Source organism: Sphingosinicella microcystinivorans (assembly GCF_003634215.1).
In the GTDB taxonomy this organism is placed as follows: domain Bacteria; phylum Pseudomonadota; class Alphaproteobacteria; order Sphingomonadales; family Sphingomonadaceae; genus Sphingosinicella; species Sphingosinicella microcystinivorans.
Genome location: NZ_RBWX01000010.1, coordinates 101,304 through 123,246 on the forward strand (window position 1 = coordinate 101,304; position 21,943 = coordinate 123,246).

Genomic DNA, 21,943 nt, shown 5'->3' on the forward strand with positions numbered 1-21,943 from the left:
TCAGGCCGCCATGGCCTGGGCCGAGGGCGAGACGGTGATGATGGCACCGGTCGTCATCAGCACGATCAGTCCGCGCTCGGCGCCGGTCATGTCGAGATAGGCGCGGACTTGCGAGCGATAATGATCGAGCGTCTGGGGATCGGGGTTCACGTCGCTCTTCCAGTCGATGATGACGACTGGGCGACCCTCGGCAGTCAAGGTCAGCGCGTCCGCGATGCCAGCGGTCGCCGTCTCCTCGCTCTCATCCGCGCGGGCGGCGTAAACGGGGAACTCGGCCAGAAGCGCCGGGCGCAATGCCGCGATCTCGGGCAGAGCCAAGGTCCGCATGACACAGCCCGCCAGCTCCTCGGGTGAAAGACCCGTCGCCGGATCGGCAACGGGCGAACGGCCGAGCGCCCTGATGAGCACGTCGGCGCGTTCGGTAAGGGCCGGCGCGACCGCATCGGTTTCTCCGGTCAGGACTTCCTCCATGAGCTTATGGAGGATCAGCCCGCGCTGGCGGCCGCCCTGGACCGCGACTGCCGCCTCAAGTTCACGCGGCTGGTCATCGCCCGAGCCCATCCAGATTCCGGCCTCTTGCTCCTGGAGCAGGGCGCCGGACGCGCTCTCGTCGCGGCTCGGCGCCAGCCAGACGAGGCGCGTCTGCCGGGCGGCGATGGCCGCAGCCTGGGCCACGAAAATGTCGCGCGTCTGGGTGTTGCCCGCGCCAGCGCCGGCGACTGCCTCCCCGAGCGGCAGATGCGAGACATCGAGGCCGGGCAGATCGGCAAGCGACAAATCGAGCAGGCCGATCCAGGCCGATCTTGAGGGTGTCGTATCGAGCCGTGGCAGAACGAGGAGTTCGCGGGCGCGCGTCGCCGCGACATACCAGAGCCGGATGCGTTCGCGATCCAACTCGTCCTTTTCCGCCTGGCGCGCGGTCTCATAGCCCTCGGGCGCGACGCCGAGAACCGGGCAATAGAATGTGTCGGTCAGGCGGTCGATCGCCGCGCTGTCGGGCGCCATGACGCTCGTCATGGTGTTGACGGGGATGACGATTGGCCATTCGAGGCCCTTGGCCGCGTGCATGGTGAAGAGCGCGACGGCTTCTTCCTGCGCGTCGGGCCGGCCTTCCACGGCGCGCGCCTCGTCGGTCCAGGCTGCGGTCATCGCTTCGGCGAAGGCGCGAAGGCCGCGCACGGCGTAACCCGTCGACAGGCTCAGATACAGATCGACATTGGCGAGCGCGCGTTCGGCCTGGCCGCGATGACGCTCGAGGAGGAGGGGCCGAACCCGCATCACGTCCACGGCCTGCGAGAGAAGCTCGTGCGGCGTCGTGCTGTTGCTGCGGCGGTAGAGCGCCTGCAGCTTCTCGATGATCTCGCGTGCGAGCGGATGAGCGATGGCGCCAGGATCGACGCCGAGATCGAGACGAGGAATCCGGTCGGGCTGTTCGTCGGAACGCGGCAGCGCCCAGATGATATCCAGAAGTTCCTCTTCTGTGAGGCCGACCAGGGGGCCGCGCAGCAGCGCGCCGAGCGCCAGCGTATCGCGCCGGTCGGCGAGAACGCGGGTCAGCGCGATCAGGTCCTGGACCTCCTGCCGGCGGAAGAGACCCTTGCCGGCCTGTGTCGCCACCGGAATGCCGCGACGCTCCAGCGCCTCCTCATAGCGCCACAGTTCGGCGCCGGTCGGCGCCAGCAGAGCGATGTCGCCCGGCTGGCAAAGACGTTCCGCGCCGCTGCGCCGGTCGATGATGGGCTGGTTGCCGATCAAGCGCGCGCACAGTTCGGCTACGGCGTCGGCTTCGGCGTCGCGCTGCTGCTCGGCACTGGCCTTGCCGTTTTCGTCGGCGACAGCGATGTCGAGCGCCGCGACGCACAGGCCGTCGCCGGGATCGTCGTGAAACGGGTCGAGGGCGGTGAAACCGGGTTGGCCATCCGCCGATAGCACCGGCTCGAAGCGCTCATTGACGAAAGTGAGGATCGACGCGCAGGAGCGGAAATTGGTGGAGATCGACAGCAGGCTGTCGGGATCCTGAGCATGAAAGGCGTCGCGCGCTTGCACATAGGCGCCGACATCGGCGCCGCGGAAGCGATAGATCGCCTGCTTGGGGTCGCCGACGAGGAAAAGTGCACCCGGACGGATCCGGAACCGGGTCCAGTCAGGATCGCCATCGACCGGCTCGCCGCACAGCCGCCAGAAGATTTCGGTTTGCAGGGGATCGGTGTCCTGGAACTCATCGACCAGGACGCGCGCGAAGCGCTGTCCGAGTGCGCGGCGGACATCATCATGGTCGCGCAGCAGATCGCGCGCGGCAAAGATCAGATCATCGAAGTCGAGCTGGGCGCTCGCGCGCTTGTGGTCGCGATAGCGCTGCAGGATCGGACGCGCCTCCTCGATCAGCGCCGCCAGAACCTGGCTGGCCGCCGCCTGAAGAAGCGAAGTCCAGGCATCGCAGCAGGCGGTGTAGTGGCCTTCGGCGGCGATGTTCAGCCGCTCACCATCTGCTTTGGAGAGGCCCGCGTGCTTCGCTGCTTCGGTCCATTTGCCCTTCTTGCGATAGCAGGCGAATGTGCCTGCCTTGGTGCAGAGATCCGAGTGCGGACGCGAGGTCAGAAGCCCAACCAAGCCCGAGGGCGTCGTGGGATCGGGACCAACCGTCAGCGCGGTCGCCATCTCGGCCAGCCGCTCGACGATCACGACGGTTTCCGGCTCGGTCTCCGCCGCTCCGCTCATGAAGGCCGCGAAATCCGCCGTCGCCTGCCGGAACGCCGTCAGATGACCGTCGAGCGGGGAGACGGGCGGCGCCGCGAGGGTGCGGCGGCGCCGCATATTTTCGGCGATCTTATGGACGAGCGCCACGGTTTCACCGGGGCTGTGGAGCACCATTTCGGCAAGGATGCCGCCTTGGTCGCCGGACAGACGCTCCCGCAGCCAGCCATCGACGATCTCAAGGAAGGTGAGATCGGCCTGATTGCGGTCCATGACGCCGGCGCCGGGATCGATGTCGGCTTCGGCCGGGTAGGGCTTGATCAGGCGCTGGCAGAAGCCGTGAATGGTCGAGCAGGTGATTTCGTCGATCGCGGCGCTCGCGGTCGCGAGATTGTCGCGCTGCACCCGCGACAGGCCTTCGGGCAGCGCCACGCGCAGCTCGGCCGCGATGTCGCCGGCCGAGAGGTCGGCGACAATTTCGCGGACGCGCGAGAGAAGCTCGCTGGCCGCCAGCTCGGTGAAGGTGACGGCGGCGATGGCCCGCGGAGCGACGCCCTCGGCGAGCATGATGGCGATGCGTCCGGCTATGACGGCGGTCTTGCCAGAGCCCGCGCCGGCTTCGACCAGGATCGACCGATCATGGAGGCTGATCGCGTCGCGGCGCGCGCCGTCATCCTTGAGGGCCACGCTGCTCATCATTCCGCCTCCCAGATTTCAGCGACTTGACCGAGCCGTTCGGTCGCAGCCGGCAGCTTGCGTTTGCAGTAAGTGGCGCTGGCGTTCGCCGGCAGGGCGAAGGCGAGGTCGTCATAGTCGCCGCCCGTGTCGGGGCCTGGCAGCGCGGCGCCGCCGGCGAAACTGATCCTGGCCGCACCCAGATAGCCGGTGATCTCAGCGAGCACCGCCTCGGGATCTTCGAGCTGGAGGTCGACCTGTTCGCGCGGGAACAGCAGTGAGGCGCTGATCGCGATATCGTCGCCCAGCAGCGCCTTCACCGCGAAGGCGTAGAGGCAGCGCTGAAGCTCCCGTCCGCCGTTCAGCCGGATCGCGGCCCGGGGAGCCCGGCCCGTCTTGTAGTCGCGAACGAGCGCGCGCTTGCCGTCGCCCGCGATGTCGAGCCGGTCGATATAGCCGGCGATATTGAACCCTGTATCGGGGATCGTGACTGGCACGGCGGGATCCCACGGGGTCTCCGCGTCCGACTTGGGCTCAGCCCCGCCGAAGGGCACCTCGCCATAGGAGCGGGCACCCGGCAGAAGCGCATCGCCATATGCAAGAGCCCGGCCTGCCAACAGCCGGGCATCATCCAGGGTGCGCCCCCAGATGACGGCCGGCGGGACCGCGCGTTGGCTCTCCCAATCGGCGGCGACAACCCCTGCGGCCCGGTCCACCGCCGCCGTGATCTTTGCGGCGTCGGCGGATGCCAATCCCCCGGCGCTTTCCAGGTCGCGCAAGGCGCGGTCGAGAACCACGTGAACCAGATCGCCGACGCCCAGCGCATCGAGCACGAGCGGCTCGGCGCTGCTTTCGGGCACGTGCCAGCCGAAGGCATAGACCCAGGTGAAGCTCAGCGGATTGCGCAGCAGACGCCGGAGCGAGCTAGCCGACTGGGTACGGGCCAGGATTGCCAGAATGAGCGGATGATCGCGCCGGATGAGCCCGTCATGCGCCGTGATCTCGGTGCGCCGCCAGTCGCGCCAGCAGCCTTGCGCGCTGACCGCCTGCGGATCGGCGCTGAACTCCTGCGGCCGGGCCATGAGGCGGTCGGTTTCGCTGAAGGCGTGGGCCGGCACGGCGTTGCGGCGGAGATAGACCTCCTCGCCATGCCCGGCGAGCAGCGGGCTGCGTCCCAGCAGGCGCCCGTCGCTGTCGCGCCGGGCGCGCGAAAGGACGACTTCGCCGTTCGTGGTCGCCAGGATCGTCTCGAAATCGCGGCGATCGGCGAGGCTCGCCGGAAGCGGGTCGAGCTCGGCCGTCGGGATGATATGGTCCGGGATCAGCCGGTCTTCGGCGATTCCGCGCGGCCAGCGCGAGGAGTTGAGGCCGATCAGCCGCACGAAGCGGCGCGGCGAGGCCGCGAGCGCACTGGCCGGCATCCAGGCGACGGACACGCACGCGTCCAGCCCGTCGTCCTGCTTCAGGGTTTTGAGGGTGGCGTCGATCGAGGCCGCCGGCCCGGCGAGAAGGGCCTTGCGCCAGATGGCGAGCGCGCGGCCGGTGAGGAAGGCCTCGCCGATCTCCGGCGCTGCGGCCGGCCCCTTGGCGAGCAGGTCGATGGCTGCGCGCAAGGTCGGAGCGTGATCCGCGCCGTCCGGCCAGTCCTCGGGCTTCAGTCGCGCCAGCAAGCGGTTCCAGGCGTTCGGCGTCGACATCGGCGCATCGGCCGGCAGGACGCGCAGCCAGCCTTCGGGAAGCGACTCAAACGGCGCGGAGTCCCGACACAGGGCGGCGAGGCGGCGGAGCCGGGACTGCGACAGGCCGCGAACCGCGATATCGGCCAGCGCGGCGGCCGCCTGGCCTTCACGAGTGGTGACGGCCCTGACGCCATGGACGAAGTGCAGGTCGATATTGGCGTCCGCGCGCAGGGCGAGAAAGTGATCGTCATAGTCGGCGGGCGAGGCAGTGGCGATCGCGATGTCAGACGGCGCCGCCCGCCCGGAGGCGAGGAGCGACCGCGCCCAGCGCACGGCCTCGATGGCTTCGTGATAGGCCGTCGCGGCGCTGACGGCGCTGACCTGCGGGGTTTCCGAGGGTGCGCGCAACACCGCGACGCCGGTGCTTTCCAGCCAGGCTGGCGCCGGCCTCGGCCCGGCCGTCCATTGCACGGGAATGTGCGCGGTGAGCGCCCCAAGGAGCGGCCGCCAGATGGGCGAGAGTTCGGTGAGGCCGGCGATCTCCATGGGGCCGAGAACGGCGGGCGCATGGGCGATACGGCTGGTCGCGGCGGCGACGATGTCGATGGGACGGGTCATGCCAGCGGGAAGCTGCGTCAGGACCGCCGCCTCCAACCGGGCGATGGCGTCGAGTCGCGGATGCTCGGCCGCGCGCGCCGCAAGGTCGATACCGGCGCGCCAGGCCTTGTGCAGGGTGTCCGCCGCCGCGTCGATCATGCCGGGCAGCGACTTGATGCTCTCGAGCTCGCCCATCGGCGTTGACGGCAGGGCGGCCTGGATCGCCGCGCGCAGGCTTTCGTCATCGATTGGCCGGACGAAACCTCCGGCGAGCCGCACCGCCGCCTGCTCGAAGGACATGACCTGCAGGCCATGACGGCCGGCGCGCGCCGCCGCGAGGCGGCGTTCCCGCATGGCGAGGCGGCCGTGAACGATGAGGGTGGATCGACTCGCGCCGGCCATGGCCGCTCTCCTGCCGGGGATTACTTCTTGTTCGGACGCTGGGTGAGCGCCGATGCGGCGGCTGTCTTTGCGGCCTTACTGCTCTTGGGATTCCGCAGCACCTTGGCGGCAGCGCTCGCCGCCCGCTTGCTGGTGACTTCGCACTTGGAACCACGTTTCGGCATGGTCTTGCCCCCTGAAATTCGCGCCGATCACCATTGACTGGCGCTGCAGATGGGAATAATAATTACACGGATCGCGTCGGTATGTCCATATACTTTTTATCCCCATCGACGCGCGGAGATGAAAAGCAATGTTGGAAGGCGCTGCGGCGTTGAAATGGGGTGTGGAGCGGCGGCTCGAGTTCATCGAGTTCCGGCTGTTCTGGGAGGGCGGGGTCAACCGCTCCGACATCATCGAGATGTTCGACGTGTCCGTGCCCCAGGCGTCGAAGGACCTGACGCTCTATCAGGAGCGCGCGCCCCACAACGCGATCTACGACAAGAGCGCGAAGCGCTATGTCGCGAGTGCGCAGTTCTCGCCGATCTTCCTGAAGCCTGATCCCGACGGTTATCTGTCTCGCCTGCGCTCGCTGGCGGAGGGGCTCACCGAGCCCAGCGAATCCTGGATCGCACATCCGCCCGAGACGGACATCGCCTTGACGCCGCGCCGGGCGGTCGACTCAGGCGTCTTGCAGGCGATCCTCAGCGCGGTTCGCGAACACCGCTCGATCGATGTCCATTATCAATCGATGAGCGGCAAGCGGGCCGACCCCATGTGGCGGCGGATGACGCCGCATGCTTTCGGCTATGACGGCCTGCGTTGGCATGCACGCGCCTATTGTCACATCGACAGCAAATTCAAGGATTTCCTGCTGCCTCGGATCCTCGGGGTGCGTGACATGGATCGTCCCGGACCCGGCGGCGATCAGGATACATTGTGGCAGGAGACCTTTGACATCGAGATCGGTCCTCATCCTCGCCTGACACCGAGCCAGCGTGCGGTGGTTGCGAAGGATTACGGGATGACGAAGGAGCGGGCGGTCTTAACGGTGCGCTACGCGATGCTCTTTTATGTCCTCAAACGCCTTGGCCTTCTAAGCGATGCCAGTCAGCAGGATCCTCGCACCCAGCATATTGTCGCGCTCAATGCTGCAGAGACCGCACGCGCCCTAAAGCGCGCCGAATTCGAACTCGATGAGGCCGAGCAGGCTCCCAAGGTCAGGGGGCGCGCTTGAAGGAGAGCTCGGAACAGCGCCCCTATCTTATGTCCTTCGGAACGGGTGGGCTTTTCATCAACGAGAGCGTGGCCGTTGCTCGTCAGCATGTTGCCGGCGCCGATTGGGACTCGACGTTGGTCGCTGCGCAAGAAAGCGGAGCATTCCCGGTCCGCAAGGCAAGTTCGGCGCGACGTTCAATTCGGGAGATCGTTAATCGGTTGAAGCGCCTGTCTCCAGACGAACTGGCGCTGTTCATAGAAGGGGACCGGAGCGAGCAGGCCGCACTGTTATGGCTCGCAGCCTGCCGCGCTTACAGGTTCATCGGTGAATTCGCGGTTGAGGTGCTCAGCGACAGATTCCTGTCGTTGCGGACCGACCTGACCTATGCCGACTTCGACACGTTCCTGTCCGCGAAGGAGGAATGGTCTCCTAAGCTCGCGGCGCTGTCGGCCTCGACGCGTGCCAAACTCCGGGCCGTGCTTTTCCGCCTGATGCGCGAGGCTGAAGTCCTGTCACAGGATAACCGGATCCTCGGGGCGATGTTGTCGCCGCGCGTGTTGGCCGTGATTCAGGCCGGCAATCCCGATGAGCTCCGCTACTTCCCCGGTGCAGAACGACAGTCGGGGAGGAAGTGACAATGGCGCGACAGAGCAAGACGGCGAGCCCTAAAAATCGCTTCGATCACCTGCTGAAAGTGATCGCGAGTGAGCGCTTTCTGAAAAAGCAGGGCCTCGGCAATGAGGTGCCATTCTTCATCTGCCCCTATCCAGCAGATGAAGCCGTCGGCATGGAGGCGATGCGCGCCAGCCTCGTGAAGCAGCTTGAAAATCGAGGCGTGCGCGTGATCGAGATCAATCTCTACGATCTGAGCATCGCCTTACTGCGTGACCGTGGCATCTGGGATGAGGTTCTCGCCGCGGAACAGGGCATCAGGAAGGACGAGTTGAAAGAGCTTCTTCAAGGGGTTCTCGATCCCGAGACGCATCTCGTTCCTGAAATCGGTGCGCGGCTCTTAACCCAGGAGTTTGATGTCCTGTTTCTGTCGGGTGTCGGCGAGGTCTATCCTTTTATCCGTTCCCACAATGTGTTGAACAACCTTCAGAGCACCGCCAAGGAAAAGCCGACGGTGATGTTCTTTCCGGGAAAATACACGCACAGCCTGGCCACCGGAGCGTCGCTCGATTTGTTCGGAATCCTGCATGATGACAAATATTATCGGGCCTTCGACATAACGCATTACGAGATCTGAGGGGGGCATGAGCAAACTTCGCGAAATTTTTGAGAAACCTGTCGATCGCGCGATCGAGGGGGTCATCAAGGCGGATGACGAGGCCAGCCTTCGGGTTGAACTCGAGGAGTATGTCATCACCAACGAGATCGAGCGGCAGCTCGAACGGTTCCTCGACGCCTACAACAATTATGGCACTGCCAACGGTGTGTGGATCTCCGGGTTCTTCGGCTCGGGCAAGTCACACCTGCTGAAAATGCTGGCGCTCCTTCTGGAGAACCGGGACGTGGGCGGAAGCCCGGCCTATGAGCTTTTCAAACAGAAGTGCGCTCACAATGAGATCCTCGCGGCTGATCTGCGCAAAGCCGTCTCGATCCCGTCGAAGAGCATCCTGTTCAACATCGACCAGAAGGCCGATGTGATTTCGAAGGAGCAGATCGACGCCCTGCTTTCTGTGTTCCAGAAGGTCTTCGACGAAATGTGCGGCTACTATGGCAAGCAGCCTCACATTGCGCAGTTCGAGCGTGATCTGGACAGCCGCGGTCTGCTCGACACGTTCAGGGCGGCATACCAGTCCATCGCCGGCAAGCCCTGGGACCGCGGACGCGAACAGGCTCTGCTGGAGAGCGCGAATGTAGCCAAAGCCTATGGTCAGGCTACGGGTGCTGATCCATCTGAGGGACAGGGCATCCTGACGCGATATCGTCAGGATTTCCGGTCATCGATCGAGGACTTCGCCGACAAGGTGAAGGCCTATATCGACGCGCAGAAGCCGGGATTCCGGCTCAACTTTTTCGTCGATGAGGTCGGTCAATACATCGCCGATAACGTCAAGCTCATGACGAACCTGCAGACGATCGCGGAAAGCCTGAACACCAAATGCCGCGGCCGGGCCTGGCTTATCGTGACGGCGCAGCAGGACATGGCCTCCGTCATCGGCGACATGAACCAGCGGCAGGAGAATGACTTCTCCAAGATTCAGGCGCGCTTTGCGAACAGGATGCCGCTTAACAGCGCCGATGTCGCCGAAGTGATCCAGAAGCGTCTGCTCAAGAAGACCGACGCCGGTATCGAGGCGCTGTCCGCGCTTTATCATCGCGAGTCGAACAATCTGAAGACCCTGTTCGACTTTTCGGATGGCTCAATCCGGCTCGAGAACTTCCGGGACCGTGATCACTTCATTCACAGCTATCCATTCATTCCGTACCAGTACCCGCTGTTCCAGTTGGCGATCCAGAACCTGTCCCAGCACAACGCTTTCGAGGGCAAGCACAGCTCGGTCGGTGAACGGTCGATGCTGGGCGTCTTCCAGGAGGTTGCGGTAAGGCTTGCGGATATTCCGGTTGGGGGGCTCGCGACCTTCGACCAGATGTTCGAAGGCATCCGCACGGCGCTCAAATCGAATGTCCAGCAATCAATCCTGATTGCCGAAAAGAATCTCGGCGACGACTTCGCCACGCGGATTCTGAAAGCCCTGTTCCTGGTCAAGTATGTCAAGGCGTTCAAGCCGACGGCCAGAAACGTCGCAATCCTGATGCTGGACAGGTTCGACACGGACCTGACGAAGCACAAGCGGCGTGTCGACGAGGCGCTCAGCCTGCTTGAACAGAACACCTATATCCAGCGCAACGGCGAGCTGTTCGAGTTTCTGACCGATGAGGAGAAGGACGTCGAGCAGGAGATCAAGGCGATGGAGGTCGATACGGCCGAGATCGCCAAGGAGCTGGAGACCCTAGTCTTTGATGGGGTCATCAAGAACCGGAAGCTCCGGCACGAGTCGTCGTCCCAGGACTATTCCTTTGCGCGCTATCTTGATGACCGGCCGCTCGGTCGCGACTACGAGCTTTCGATCAATGTCATCACGCCATTCCACGAGCAGAGCGGAAACGCCGAGGCGATCGCGATGCGCACGATGTCGAGGGACGAGCTCGCCGTTGTCCTCAACGCCGACAGCCGCTTCGTCAGTGACTTGATGATGTTCAAGCGGACCGACAAGTACGTCCGCCAGGCTCGCGCGGTGACGCAGCAGCCTGCCATCGAACGCATCATCCGCGAGAAGGGCGAGCAAAACAGCAGCCGACAGCGCGACCTTACGCTCAAGGCCCGCACTTTAGTGGGCGAAGCTCGGCTTTTCGTGCGGGGAGAGGAGATTGAAGTTCGGTCGGAGGATCCGCAGGCCCGTATCGAACGTGCGTTTCAGACCCTCGTCGACAAGGTCCATGTCAACCTCGGCATGCTACGCGGCGTAGCCTACTCGGAGAACGAGATCGGCAAGTTCCTGGCGTATGGCAATGACGGCATGTTCGGCGAAGACGCCGCGAATCTCACGGAGGCGGAGCAGGAGATTCTCAACTACGCGCAATCGAACGCCCGCAACGGCATACGGACGACGGTGAAAGCCGTCGTCGAACGGTTTGAGCGCAAGCCTTATGGTTGGTCCTATGCCGCGATCCTCTGCACCACGGCCAGCCTGCTTGGCCGCGGCAAGATCGAAGCACGTTCGGACGGCGCTCCGTTGGAGGGGGAGGCCCTGCAACGAAGTCTTCAGAACGCCCATGCACTGGCCAACATCGTGCTCGAGTTGCAGGTGGAGTTTACGCCAGCGCAGACGCGCAAGCTCAAGGAGTTCTATCGCGAGTTTTTTGACGCGCAGCCGGCCGGTTCCGAGGGAAAGGCGCTCGGGATCGAAACGGGCGAGGCCTTTGCTGCTCTCAAGAATGATCTCGCGGTGCTGGAGGCACAGTCGTCGCGCTATTCCTTCCTTACCGCATTGAGTGATGTGCGGGAGGCGGTGCGCGAGGTTACAGGCAAGCCATACGCCTGGTATCTGCAGGAGCTGAGCCGGCACGAGGACCGACTGCTCGATTTGAAGGAGGGCATTCTCGACCCAATCCGGCGATTCATGGGTGGGGCGCAGAAGGCGATCTATGACGAGGCGCGCGCCTATCTGTCCGACCAGAGTGCCAATTTCGGCTATGGCGGCGATGAAAAGGCCAACGCTATCCGTGCGGTTCTGGACGACCCGAACTGCTTCAAGGGCAACACCATCCAACAGATAAAGGGCACCCTCGATGCCCTGAAAGCAGAGGTTGATACCCGGATCGCGACAGAGCGCAAAACGGCGCTGTCCGATGTGGAAGAGCTTCGAGAGAAGCTACGGGCGCTCCCCGAATTCGCCTCTCTCACGGATTCCGACCGCGGCGAAATCGATGCTGCCTTCACGGGCATTCTGGAGACAGTCGCAAACAGCAAGCTGATCGCGGTGATCCGTGAGCGGGTGAGCGGATTCAGGTCATCCACCTATCCGGCGCTGCTCGGCCGTGTAACGGCGCCTCCTCCAGCGCCGCCCGGCCAGAAGGGCGATGAGGAGGCTGAACGGCAAAATTTCAAGGATGACGCAAGCTCCCCGCCAGCGCCCGTCCAACCGGAATATGTGGCTGCGGGCGCGCTCCGCGTCACCTATGCCAAGCCGTATCTCGCCGATGAGAAGGATGTCGATGCCTATCTGGATACTCTGCGCGACACGCTGATTGCGGAAATCCGCGCGGGCAGACGGGTCACCGTCTGATGATCGCTGGCTTCGAAATTCAGAACTTCACGGCATTCGGTAAACTGGAGATCTCGCTCTCCCCGCGGGTGAACGTGATCATAGGCTCCAATGGGACCGGGAAGACACATCTCCTGAAAGCGATCTACGGCCTCGCGATTGCCGGCCAGAGCGCATCGGATTCAGATCGCTCGAAAAAGAAGTCAGAGGCGGAGCTAACCAAGAAGCTCCTGCGCCTTTTCTCGCCCGAGGAGAGCAGGATCGGCACGTTGCGGGCCAGCGGTTCGACGGCGCCGACCCGGCTGTGTCTGAGGGGCAGCGACGACTCCAGTGTGGCGATCTTATTTAACGGCACTTCCAAGGTCGCACGGCTTGAGAAGAACGCCGGCCTGGAGGGCTATGAGACGCAGCCCGTGTTCATCCCGACCAAGGAGATCCTGTCGCTCGTTCGTGGCATGCGCCATCCAGAGCATGATCGCGCCACCGTCGAGATGATCTTCGACGACACCTACATCGATCTCGCGGAATTCCTCGTCCATCCCGGATTCGAGGATGAGGCTGCGAGCCTCGACGAAGATCCCAGGCTTTCGAGCATCATCCGTGAATTGGTCGCCCTGGTCGGAGGGCGATATCGCTGGACGAATGATGGGGCCTTCCGCTTCGAGCCGGGGAGCTATGAGGAGAAAGCCGATCCTGCCCGGTCGAAGTCGAAGACGGCGCAAATGTATCAGGATTCTACCATCGTCCGCTTCGTTCCGAAGGGCGGGCAATCGCTTTCGAGCAGCATGACTGCTGAGGGATACAGGAAAATCGGCGTGCTGCACCGACTGCTCTGCAACGGCTCGATCAATCCCGGCACCACCGGTGTTCTCCTGTGGGATGAGCCAGAGGCGAACCTGAATCCGAAACTGATGAAGAAGCTCGTTCAGGTCCTTCTGGAGCTGTCTCGCAACGGCCAGCAGATCGTCCTCGCCACCCACGACTATGTCCTTCTGAAATGGCTGGACCTGCTGCTCGACAAGGGGAAGGAGGATCATGTCCGGTTTCATGCCCTCTATCGTGATCCGGACACTCAGAGAATGGCGGTGGAAAGCGCCGACAGCTACTCGCTGATCTCAAAATCCGCGATCTCTGACACATTCGCCGAGCTGTTCGACGAAGATGTGGCGCGGGCGCTGGGGGGAGCGAAGCCATGAAGCTGTACAGAGCAGAGCCCGACGCCGATCTGGAGTTCTCATTTCCCGACGCGCTCGTTTGGGAGGAGTTGGACCGACAAGGTGTGAAGCTGCCGGTGCAGATGAAGTTCGTCGATCTCGTCATCGAAAGGGACGAAGATGTTCTGCTGGTCGAGATCAAGGATCCGTCGAACAAGAGAGCGCCAGCCGCGGCGCAGCAGGACTACTTCAAGCGACTGTCGGACAATTCAATCGTCACGCAGGAGCTGACGCCGAAAGCGCGCAGCTCCTACACGTTTCTCCATCTGATGGAGCGTGACGTTAAGCCATTCAAATATGTGGTCCTGCTCGGTCTGGATGCCTTCGATCCGGAGCAACAGAAGGCGCTTCTCACCGGCTTCAAGGATCGGCTGCTGGCCGACATCCGGTGCGAGACCGACACGCCCTGGCGGCGACAGCACATCGCGGACTGCGTCGTGCTTTCCGTGGACATCTGGAACAAGACATTCGCCGACTGGCCCGTGATCCGGGTTCCCGCAGCGGCCGCAAATGGGGAGGCAGCCGCCTGATGGACACCTCGAAGCTCAAGAAGTTCGCCCAGTTCGCCCGCCGCACCCTGATGGGGCAGGTCAGCGCCAAGCTGGACTCCGTGTTCGCGGAAGGCGCCGCCGCGCGGCGCGAGCATCCGGAGGCGATGAAGAAGCTCGAGGCGGCCATCGTGCGGGACGGCAAAGGGCAGGTGATTGAGCGGGTGGCCTATATCTGGTTCAACCGCTTTTCGGCCCTGCGCTTCATGGACGTGAACGACCTCAACCCCGTTCGCGTCGTCTCGCCCTTGTCCGGTCAGTTCCAGCCCGAAATCCTGGCCGAGGCTAAGGCCGGGAACATCGACGAGGACCGCGTCCCGGAAAAGATTCGCGTTCAGGTCCGCGCCCTGCTGGACGGACGTGCGCCCAGTCCCGACGCGCAGGCCGAAGCCTATCGACTACTGCTCGTCGCGATCTGCAATGACTGGCACAGGGTCATGCCGTTCCTGTTCGAGCGGATCGACGACTACACTGAGCTGCTGCTGCCCGAGGATCTGCTGTCGAACGCCTCGATACTCGCCTATTTGCGCGAGGCGATGACGCCGGACGTCTGCGAGGATGTCGAGGTCATCGGCTGGCTTTACCAGTTCTACATTTCTGAAAAGAAGGACGAGGTCTTCGCAGGGCTGAAGAAAAATGTAAAAATCTCGGCCGAGAATATTCCGGCCGCCACGCAATTGTTCACCCCGCACTGGATCGTGCGCTATCTGGTCGAGAATTCCCTCGGCCGTCTCTGGATGCTGAACCGGCCAGGCTCCCGGCTAAAGGAGCGCATGGACTACTACGTCGCTCCGGAAGAGCCGGAAGCGGACTTCCTACGCATCACGTCACCGGAGGAAATCAAAGTCTGCGATCCGGCCTGCGGATCGGGGCACATGCTGACTTATGCCTTCGATCTCCTGCACGCCATTTACGAGGAGGAGGGATATGACGCGGCCGAGATCCCGGGCCTAATCCTGGCCAATAACCTGTATGGGGTCGAGATCGACGAGCGTGCCGGAGCGCTGGCGGCATTTGCCCTGACGATGAAAGCAGCCGGGCGTCGCAAGCGGTTCCTGCGGCGAGTCGGCAAGGACGGCGTGCAGCCCAACATATGTGTGCTGGAGAACGTCAGCTTCAAGGACGATGAACTCGCCGATTACGTGAAAGAGGTGGGACGCGACCTGTTCACCGCGGACCTACGCGAGACGCTTGGACAGTTTCGAGAGGCGAAGAACTTCGGTTCGCTCATAGTACCCAAGCTGAAGGACGTCGCGGAGCTGCGCCGAGTGATCGCCGAGAAGCAGTTCGAGAACAACCTGTTCCTACGTGATGTTCATGAGCGGGTGCAGGTTGTGCTGCGCATGACCGACTATCTGAGCCCCAAGTATCACGCGGTAGTGGCTAATCCACCCTACATGGGAGGTAGTGGAATGAACCCTGCCTTGGCCGCATGGGCAAAGGAGGTATACCCAGACGAGAAATACGACCTTTACCTCATGTTTATTGAGCGCAATCGCCGCATGGCGTTGCATTCTGGTTGTATTGCTATGATTACAATGCAGGGCTGGATGTTTTTGTTTCGATACCAAAAGGCAAGAACAGGGATTCTTTCGCGCGCAGGAATCGAGACAATGGCTCATCTTGGTCAACGCGCGTTCGACTCGATTGGTGGCGAAGTTGTGTCAACTACTGCCTTTGTCCTTAGGAACGACAGGAAAGCCGCCAGAGTGGGTCAGTTTATTCGACTTGTGGATGGGGCGTCAGAGGCTGAAAAGTGTAGTTCTGCAATCGACGCAATATCGAATAGAAATTCGGGGTTGAGATACCGAGCATCCACGGAGGATTTTGAAGCCATTCCCGGATCGCCAATCGTCTATTGGGCGTCGCGCCGTGTGCGAGATGTCTTCCAAGAGCGACTACCTCTCGGACAGACGATCGAAACCCGAGAGGGTCTGACTACCGGAAGCAATGATCTGTTTCTGCGTGAGTGGCATGAAGTCTCGATCGGCAAGGTGGGGTTTGAAATCTCGTCAACCGACGAGGCTGCAACGACGGACTATCGTTGGTTCCCTTATGTAAAGGGAGGCGGATCGAGACGGTGGTTTGGAAATTCGGAGCATTTCGTCAATTGGTATCGGGACGGAGCTGAACTTCGGGAATTCAAAGATCCCAAAACGGGCCGTGTGAGATCGCACAACTACAATGGTGAATACGGGTTCCGTGAGGGGTTCACTTGGTCCGGTATCTCTAGCAGCGATTTTGCAGTTCGCCAGGTGCCAAGCGGTTTCATGTTCGATGCCAAAGGCCCGATGGGATTTCTGAATGTTCCATCTGACGAGGCAAAAGTCGTCTCCTTCTTAAACAGTAGGGTCAGTAGCTATTTTTTAAGAATGCTGGCTCCCACGCTAGATTTCAAATTGGGCCATGTTCTTAACTTGCCTTTCGAGGCCAGCGATTTGCCATCTGTATCCGGCAGATACCAGTCAGTTTTGGAAATGGCCCGTGCTGATTGGGACGCCTACGAAACCTCTTGGGCTTTTGTCGCCTTACCACTGCTCAGCCGCGAATATCGAGATAAGACAATGGAGGGCACTTATGCGCGTCTCCGAGCGCATTGGCGCGGCATGACGGAGGAGATGAAGCGCCTGGAAGAAGAGAACAACCGCGTTTTTATCGATGCCTATGGTTTGCACGATGAGCTGACACCAGAAGTGCTACCTGAGGCTGTCACGCTCACCTGCAATCCAGCTTACCGCTACGGGAACCAGAAAGCCGAGTCAGAGCTGGAGACATTGCTGCTTGCTGACACGATGCGCGAGTTTGTCTCCTATGCTGTAGGCTGCATGTTTGGTCGATATAGTCTTGATGCACCTGGCCTGATCCTTGCGAACCAGGGTGAGGGAGTGGAGGACTATCGCGCTAGGATCCCGAACCCGACCTTTGAGCCAGACGCCGACAACGTGATTCCTGTGCTCGATGGCGACTGGTTCGCTGATGACATCGCTGCTCGGTTCCGGCGGTTCCTGCGCGTTACTTTCGGCGAGGAGCATTTCCAAGAGAATCTCGCCTTTGTCGAAGGGGCGCTCGGCAAGGATATTCGCAAGTATTTCACTCGTGACTTCTTCAACGATCATGTGAAAGGATACAAGAAGCGGCCGATCTATTGGCTGTTTTCCAGTCCGAGGGGGACTTTCAATGCGCTGATATACATGCACCGCTACCGTCCCGACACGGTGAGCGTGGTGTTGAACGACTATCTGCGCGAGTTCCGGTCCAAGCTCGAGGCGTATCGCAGGGCGCAGGAGGCGCTTAGCATCAGCGGGGACGCTTCGCCTGCGCAGAAGACCAAAGCCTTGAAGGAGATCGAGGCGACAGTCAGGCAGATTGAGGAGATCGATGCCTGGGAGCGTGATGTCCTGTTCCCATTGGCAACGCAAAAGATCGAGATCGACCTCGATGATGGGGTGAAGGCCAATTACCCGAAGTTCGGCGCCGCCCTGAAGCCCATCAAGGGCCTCAACGATTCGGACGACTGAGCGTGCAGGACCGGATCGCCAAGGGGATCGAGGCCCAATTCGACAAGCACCGGATCGTCTTCTGGTACGATCCGGCGCACGAATTTCGTCAGGCGTTCGAAACATTGACGCTCGACGGCGTCGAGAAGATCGAGGTGGCGAACACCGAGTTCGCGGTAAAGCATCGCATCCTGCGGGAGGAGCCGAAGCAGCGCTTTCTGCTCTATCGGGACGGTCCGCGCCCGGCTGACATCGACAACTGGCTGCTCGACGTCGAGTTGGGGCACGGTGTGTTCAAGACCGATCAGGTCGCGATCTGGCTGGCGGACCTGGGGTTGCCGATCAGCTTCGAGGATCTCGCGCGGGAGCATCAGGAGTTCTTTCGCTCCGGCCGCCGGCTGGAGAAGCTCAAGGCCGTCGTTCGTGGTGACGACACCAAGGTCACACTTCGCCTGAGGATGCTCGGTGTGTGCGCAGGGGCTGATGGTGACTTTGATACCGTCGTCGAGGAACTGTTGGCAGAGCTGGCCGCCGACAAGGACGACAGCCTGCGGTTGATCGGCCGCGTCGGCCTGAGCGACTTCCTTTGGGATCAGATGTCGCGGCTGTTTGGTTATCGCGCCGATGAGCCGAGCATTGGCGATTTTGCGATCACACTTTTCAAGTCCTGCTACCAAAGTGCTGTTGGCGGTGAAGCGCTCCTGGCTCCCGAGGCGTTGGTTTTCTTCCGTCGTTGGAAGAACAACCGGAACGCTGAGGAGGCCTTCGCGACGCTCTCGGCTGAGTATGCTGAGGCGTTGGGCGTGGCGCAGGATCTCGCCAAGCGGGACTTCCGAACCCTCATCGAGGTGGACTATTTCGAGGAGGTTGATCGCGCGATCATCCGCGCGTTGGTCCACGAGGTTGGCAGCCAGACAGTCGCGCAGGCCGACGTCCTAACTTGGATCCGCCAGCGTCGGCAGAGTCATTGGTATGGCTCTTACCGCGACATTTACGAGGCTATCGGCTTCGCCGCCGAGTTCCAGCAGGCGATGGCGCAGGTGACACTCGGCATGACCAGCCTCGCGGAAGGCGTCGAGCGCTATGCAAAGAGCTGGTATCGGATCGACCAGCTTTATCGAAAATTCATCTGGCGCATGCAGGGCTCCGGGCAGGCGACGCTGATGCGCGAGCTGTTCGAGCAGGTCGAGAATCACTACGTCAATAGCTACCTGTTGCGTCTGAACGACGCTTGGCAGAGGCATGTGGACGCGGCCAACTCCTGGTCGGCGCCGCCGATTCCCGCGCAGCGGAGCTTCTACCGCGAGCATGTGGGCGAGTTCCGCCGGCGTGACCAGAAGATCTGCGTCATCATCTCCGATGCGCTTCGCTATGAGATCGCCGAGGAGCTGTTGGGCCGTATTCGCAGCCTTGACCGATACGAAGCGGGGATCGAGCCGATGTTTGGGAGCCTGCCGAGCTATACCCAGCTCGGAATGGCGTCGCTCTTGCCCAATGAGGATCTGCAGATTGCCGACAACGATAGCGGAACCGTCCTGGTCAACGGCCAAAGTTCACAGGGCCTGGAGAACCGCAGGAAGGTTCTAGCGACCGGGCGGGCCGGCGATAGGACGGCGGCCGTGAAGGCCGAGGACCTGATGGGCATGGACAAGGATCAGGCCCGTGCGCTGGTCCGCGATCATGACGTTGTCTACGTCTACCACAATTTGATCGATGCGATCGGCGATAAGCAAGTGTCCGAGGATCGCGTCTTTGAGGCCGCTGAGGATACGATCGAGGAGCTCGTCAGGGTGGTCAAGAAGCTCAACGGCGCCAACGCCAACAATCTGATCGTAACGTCCGATCACGGTTTCATTTACCAGCACCGGCCGATCGAGGAGAGCGACTTCTCTTCAGCGCAGGTTGAGGGTGACATGATCCTTTTCCGCGACCGGAGGTTCATCCTTGGGCACGGCCTGAAAGGCAATCGCGGCCTGCGGCGCTTCACGCCGGAGCAAGCGAGCCTCGAAGGTTCGGTGGAAATGCTGATACCCAAGTCGATCAACCGGCTTCGCCGCCAGGGCTCGGGGAGTCGGTTCGTGCATGGCGGCGCAACCCTTCAGGAAATCGTGGTCCCGGTCGTCAAGATCAACAAGAAGCGTCAGAGCGACACTTCGGCGGTCGAAGTCGAGATCATTGGCAGCTCCAACCAGTTGATTACGTCGAGCCAAATTTCGGTTCGCTTCTATCAGGTTGCCGCCGTCACGGAGAAGACCCAGCCCCGCACGCTGAGAGCCGGCATTTATGCACAATCGGGCGAGTTGATCTCCGACAGCCATGAACTGGTCTTCGATTTCCGGTCCGAGAACGCTCGCGAGCGCGAAGTCGCGGTTCGTTTCCTGTTCTTGCGGCAAGCGGATGCATTCAACGGTCAGGAGGTCATCCTGAAGCTGGAGGAACGGCACGCCGATACCTCCCACTTCAGGGAATACCGCACGGCTCGCTACACGCTGCGCCGCAGCTTCTCGAACGACTTCGATTTTTGAGGGGGAAGCGATGACCGCGCTTGACGACAAGATCAATGAACGCTTCCCAGGCCTCGTGGTGCGCAAGGACCTGGTCAAGGCGGTGAAGGGCAACGCCATCGTCCCTTCCTACGTTCTGGAATTCCTGCTCGGCCAATATTGCGCCACGAATGACGAGGCTTCGATTCAGTCGGGCATCGAGACGGTCAAGGAGATCCTGCGCAAGCACTATGTGCATCGCAACGAGGCGGGCCTGATCCGGTCGAACATCCGGGAAAAGGGCCGGTGGAAGGTGATCGACAAGATCAGTGTCGACCTCAACACCGACAAGGACGCCTATGAGGCGACCTTCGCGAATCTCGGCATCAAGAAGGTCATCATCGATTCCGACACGGTCAAGGCCCATCCCAAGCTGCTCGTGAGCGGTGTCTGGTGCATTGCCGATGTCGAGTACGAGCGCAGCGAGGACAAGAATGTCGAGCCCTGGATCTTGAGCAGCCTCAAACCGATCCAGCTCTCCAAGTTCGACTACGATGCTTTTCTCGGCGCGCGCGCCGGCTTCACGACCGAGGAATGGATCGACCTGCTGTTCCAGACGGTCGGATTCGACCCTGAGATGTTCGGACGGCGCAGCAAGCTCCTGCAACTGATGCGCCTCGTGCCCTTCGTCGAGCGAAACTACAATCTGATAGAGCTAGGGCCGAAGGGAACAGGCAAGTCGCATATCTTCTCGGAATTCTCGCCACACGGCATCCTGATTTCCGGTGGCGAAGTGACGGTTCCGAAGCTGTTCGTCAACAACAGTTCGGGCAAGATCGGCCTAGTCGGCTACTGGGATGTCGTGGCCTTCGACGAGTTTGCCGGGCGGCAGAAGCGCGTCGACAAAGCGCTTGTCGACATCATGAAAAACTACATGGCCAACAAGAGCTTTTCGCGCGGTGTGGAGACGCTTGGCGCCGAGGCATCGATGGTCTTTGTCGGTAACACCAAGCACAATGTTCCCTACATGCTGAAGCATACCGACTTGTTCGAGGAGCTACCCGAGAAATATTACGACTCAGCCTTTATCGATCGGCTTCACACTTATGTACCAGGCTGGGAGATTGACGTCATCCGGGGGGAGATGTTCGCGTCGGGGTATGGGTTCGTCGTCGACTATCTCGCCGAAATCCTTCGGCACATGCGTAATGATGACTATTCCAACCGCTACCACGGGCTGTTCACGCTCTCGTCGGATATTTCTACCCGTGACCGCGACGGCGTGAATAAGACTTTTTCAGGTATGATGAAGCTGCTCTTTCCAGCGGACAACGCAACCGAGGCCGAAGTCGAAGAGATCTTGCACCTGGCTGTGGAAGGGCGGAAACGGGTAAAGGACCAACTTCTTCGGATCGACAGCACCTATCCGGAAACGGACTTCTCGTTCACGGCGCAAAATGGACGGAAGGTCGTCGTCAAAACGCTCGAAGAGACAGAGTACCCGCAATACTACCACAAGCGCGCGATGGGCCACGACGGTCCAATGTCCGAGGGCGCAAGCGATGTCAGCGGTGCGTCCACCTCAAATGTCGCGCAGCGCGTGGGAGAAGCAAAAACTGATGCCGTCGGTCCGCGCGAAGGACACAAGGTTTTCAGCGAGAACCAGAAAGGAGTCACTTTCGCCGATCTCTTCTGGCCATGGCTTGAAGGCGCCACGAATATCGTTGTCACCGATCCCTACATCCGCATGTTCCATCAGGTGCGGAATCTGATGGAGTTCATCGAGATGATCGCAGTGCGCAAAGCGCCGGAAGAAGAGGTCGCGGTGCGGCTCATCACCTGTCCGGACGAGACATACCCCGAGAAGCAGCAGGCCAATCTAATGGCTGTCGAAAGCGCCAGCACGGCCGCCGGCGTTAAATTTTCCTGGGAGTTTGACGGGACAAACACGATCCATGCGCGTCACATCGTCAGTGATGCAGGGTGGAAGATCAGCCTCGATCGAGGTCTTGATATTTTTCAGAAGTTCGAAATGAGTGACGCTTTTAACCTCGCCAATCGGTTGCAGGCTTATCGTCAGGTCAAAGCATTCGAAGTCACATATTTAAGGGTGAAGAAGTAGCGTCTCGTGGGCAAATGCGAACCATTAAACAAGATTCCATTGCCGACGCTCAGTTTCCG

At 61.4% G+C, this 21,943-nt stretch carries 12 protein-coding genes; 9 read left to right on the top strand and 3 right to left on the bottom strand.

Translation table 11 applies throughout. The features are described from left to right. The 3 genes from DFR51_RS15145 to DFR51_RS19065 are packed head-to-tail and all read right to left on the bottom strand — an operon-like array spanning position 1 to position 6,211. Positions 1-3,393, bottom strand: a complete 3,393-nt coding sequence (locus DFR51_RS15145) for a UvrD-helicase domain-containing protein (protein WP_243445447.1) — start codon at positions 3,391-3,393, stop codon at positions 1-3. Next, positions 3,390-6,047, bottom strand: coding sequence for a PD-(D/E)XK nuclease family protein (locus DFR51_RS15150; protein ID WP_121052739.1), 2,658 nt, complete (start codon positions 6,045-6,047; stop codon positions 3,390-3,392). The genes DFR51_RS15145 and DFR51_RS15150 overlap by 4 nt, the downstream gene beginning before the upstream one ends. A 20-nt stretch (positions 6,048-6,067) precedes the next feature. After that, positions 6,068-6,211, bottom strand: a complete 144-nt coding sequence (locus tag DFR51_RS19065; RefSeq protein ID WP_170151793.1) for a hypothetical protein — start codon at positions 6,209-6,211, stop codon at positions 6,068-6,070. 128 nt (positions 6,212-6,339) lie between these two features. On the opposite strand from DFR51_RS19065, the gene DFR51_RS15155 reads away from it, so the two are divergent. Genes DFR51_RS15155 through brxL form a run of 9 tightly spaced genes read left to right on the top strand, consistent with a single transcriptional unit; the run spans position 6,340 to position 21,884 of the window. Next, on the top strand, positions 6,340-7,263 hold the full coding sequence (locus DFR51_RS15155) for a BrxR family helix-turn-helix transcriptional regulator (RefSeq protein ID WP_121052741.1): 924 nt from the start codon (positions 6,340-6,342) through the stop codon (positions 7,261-7,263). A 29-nt stretch (positions 7,264-7,292) separates the two neighbouring features. After that, the gene (locus DFR51_RS15160) at positions 7,293-7,880 is read left to right on the top strand and encodes a DUF1819 family protein (protein ID WP_121052743.1); all 588 of its coding nucleotides are present in this window, start codon (positions 7,293-7,295) and stop codon (positions 7,878-7,880) included. A 2-nt stretch (positions 7,881-7,882) separates the two neighbouring features. Then, on the top strand, positions 7,883-8,494 hold the full coding sequence (locus tag DFR51_RS15165; protein WP_121052745.1) for a DUF1788 domain-containing protein: 612 nt from the start codon (positions 7,883-7,885) through the stop codon (positions 8,492-8,494). A gap of 7 nt (positions 8,495-8,501) precedes the next feature. After that, positions 8,502-12,041, top strand: a complete 3,540-nt coding sequence (gene brxC / locus DFR51_RS15170; RefSeq protein WP_121052748.1) for a BREX system P-loop protein BrxC — start codon at positions 8,502-8,504, stop codon at positions 12,039-12,041. Then, entirely contained in the window at positions 12,041-13,216 is a 1,176-nt protein-coding gene (locus tag DFR51_RS15175) for an AAA family ATPase (RefSeq protein WP_121052750.1), read from the top strand. The genes brxC and DFR51_RS15175 overlap by 1 nt, the downstream gene beginning before the upstream one ends. Next, positions 13,213-13,764, top strand: a complete 552-nt coding sequence (locus tag DFR51_RS15180; RefSeq protein WP_121052752.1) for a hypothetical protein — start codon at positions 13,213-13,215, stop codon at positions 13,762-13,764. Before DFR51_RS15175 ends, DFR51_RS15180 begins: the two co-directional genes overlap by 4 nt. Further along, on the top strand, positions 13,764-17,300 hold the full coding sequence (gene pglX, locus DFR51_RS15185; protein ID WP_121052754.1) for a BREX-1 system adenine-specific DNA-methyltransferase PglX: 3,537 nt from the start codon (positions 13,764-13,766) through the stop codon (positions 17,298-17,300). The genes DFR51_RS15180 and pglX overlap by 1 nt, the downstream gene beginning before the upstream one ends. Before the next feature lie 2 nt (positions 17,301-17,302). Continuing rightward, entirely contained in the window at positions 17,303-19,804 is a 2,502-nt protein-coding gene (gene pglZ / locus DFR51_RS15190; RefSeq protein ID WP_121052756.1) for a BREX-1 system phosphatase PglZ type A, read from the top strand. A 10-nt stretch (positions 19,805-19,814) separates the two neighbouring features. Then, positions 19,815-21,884: a BREX system Lon protease-like protein BrxL gene (gene brxL / locus DFR51_RS15195; protein ID WP_121052758.1), complete on the top strand. Its 2,070-nt coding sequence runs from the start codon at positions 19,815-19,817 to the stop codon at positions 21,882-21,884. Positions 21,885-21,943: the final 59 nt, after the last annotated feature.

Bases quoted from the DNA above. Each gene is read 5' to 3' on its own strand.
- DFR51_RS15145 (WP_243445447.1), bottom strand. From the start codon at position 3,393: ATGATGAGCAGCGTGGCCCTCAAGGATGACGGCGCGCGCCGCGACGCG.
- DFR51_RS15150 (WP_121052739.1), bottom strand. From the start codon at position 6,047: ATGGCCGGCGCGAGTCGATCCACCCTCATCGTTCACGGCCGCCTCGCC.
- DFR51_RS19065 (WP_170151793.1), bottom strand. From the start codon at position 6,211: ATGCCGAAACGTGGTTCCAAGTGCGAAGTCACCAGCAAGCGGGCGGCG.
- DFR51_RS15155 (WP_121052741.1), top strand. From the start codon at position 6,340: ATGTTGGAAGGCGCTGCGGCGTTGAAATGGGGTGTGGAGCGGCGGCTC.
- DFR51_RS15160 (WP_121052743.1), top strand. From the start codon at position 7,293: ATGTCCTTCGGAACGGGTGGGCTTTTCATCAACGAGAGCGTGGCCGTT.
- DFR51_RS15165 (WP_121052745.1), top strand. From the start codon at position 7,883: ATGGCGCGACAGAGCAAGACGGCGAGCCCTAAAAATCGCTTCGATCAC.
- brxC (WP_121052748.1), top strand. From the start codon at position 8,502: ATGAGCAAACTTCGCGAAATTTTTGAGAAACCTGTCGATCGCGCGATC.
- DFR51_RS15175 (WP_121052750.1), top strand. From the start codon at position 12,041: ATGATCGCTGGCTTCGAAATTCAGAACTTCACGGCATTCGGTAAACTG.
- DFR51_RS15180 (WP_121052752.1), top strand. From the start codon at position 13,213: ATGAAGCTGTACAGAGCAGAGCCCGACGCCGATCTGGAGTTCTCATTT.
- pglX (WP_121052754.1), top strand. From the start codon at position 13,764: ATGGACACCTCGAAGCTCAAGAAGTTCGCCCAGTTCGCCCGCCGCACC.
- brxL (WP_121052758.1), top strand. From the start codon at position 19,815: ATGACCGCGCTTGACGACAAGATCAATGAACGCTTCCCAGGCCTCGTG.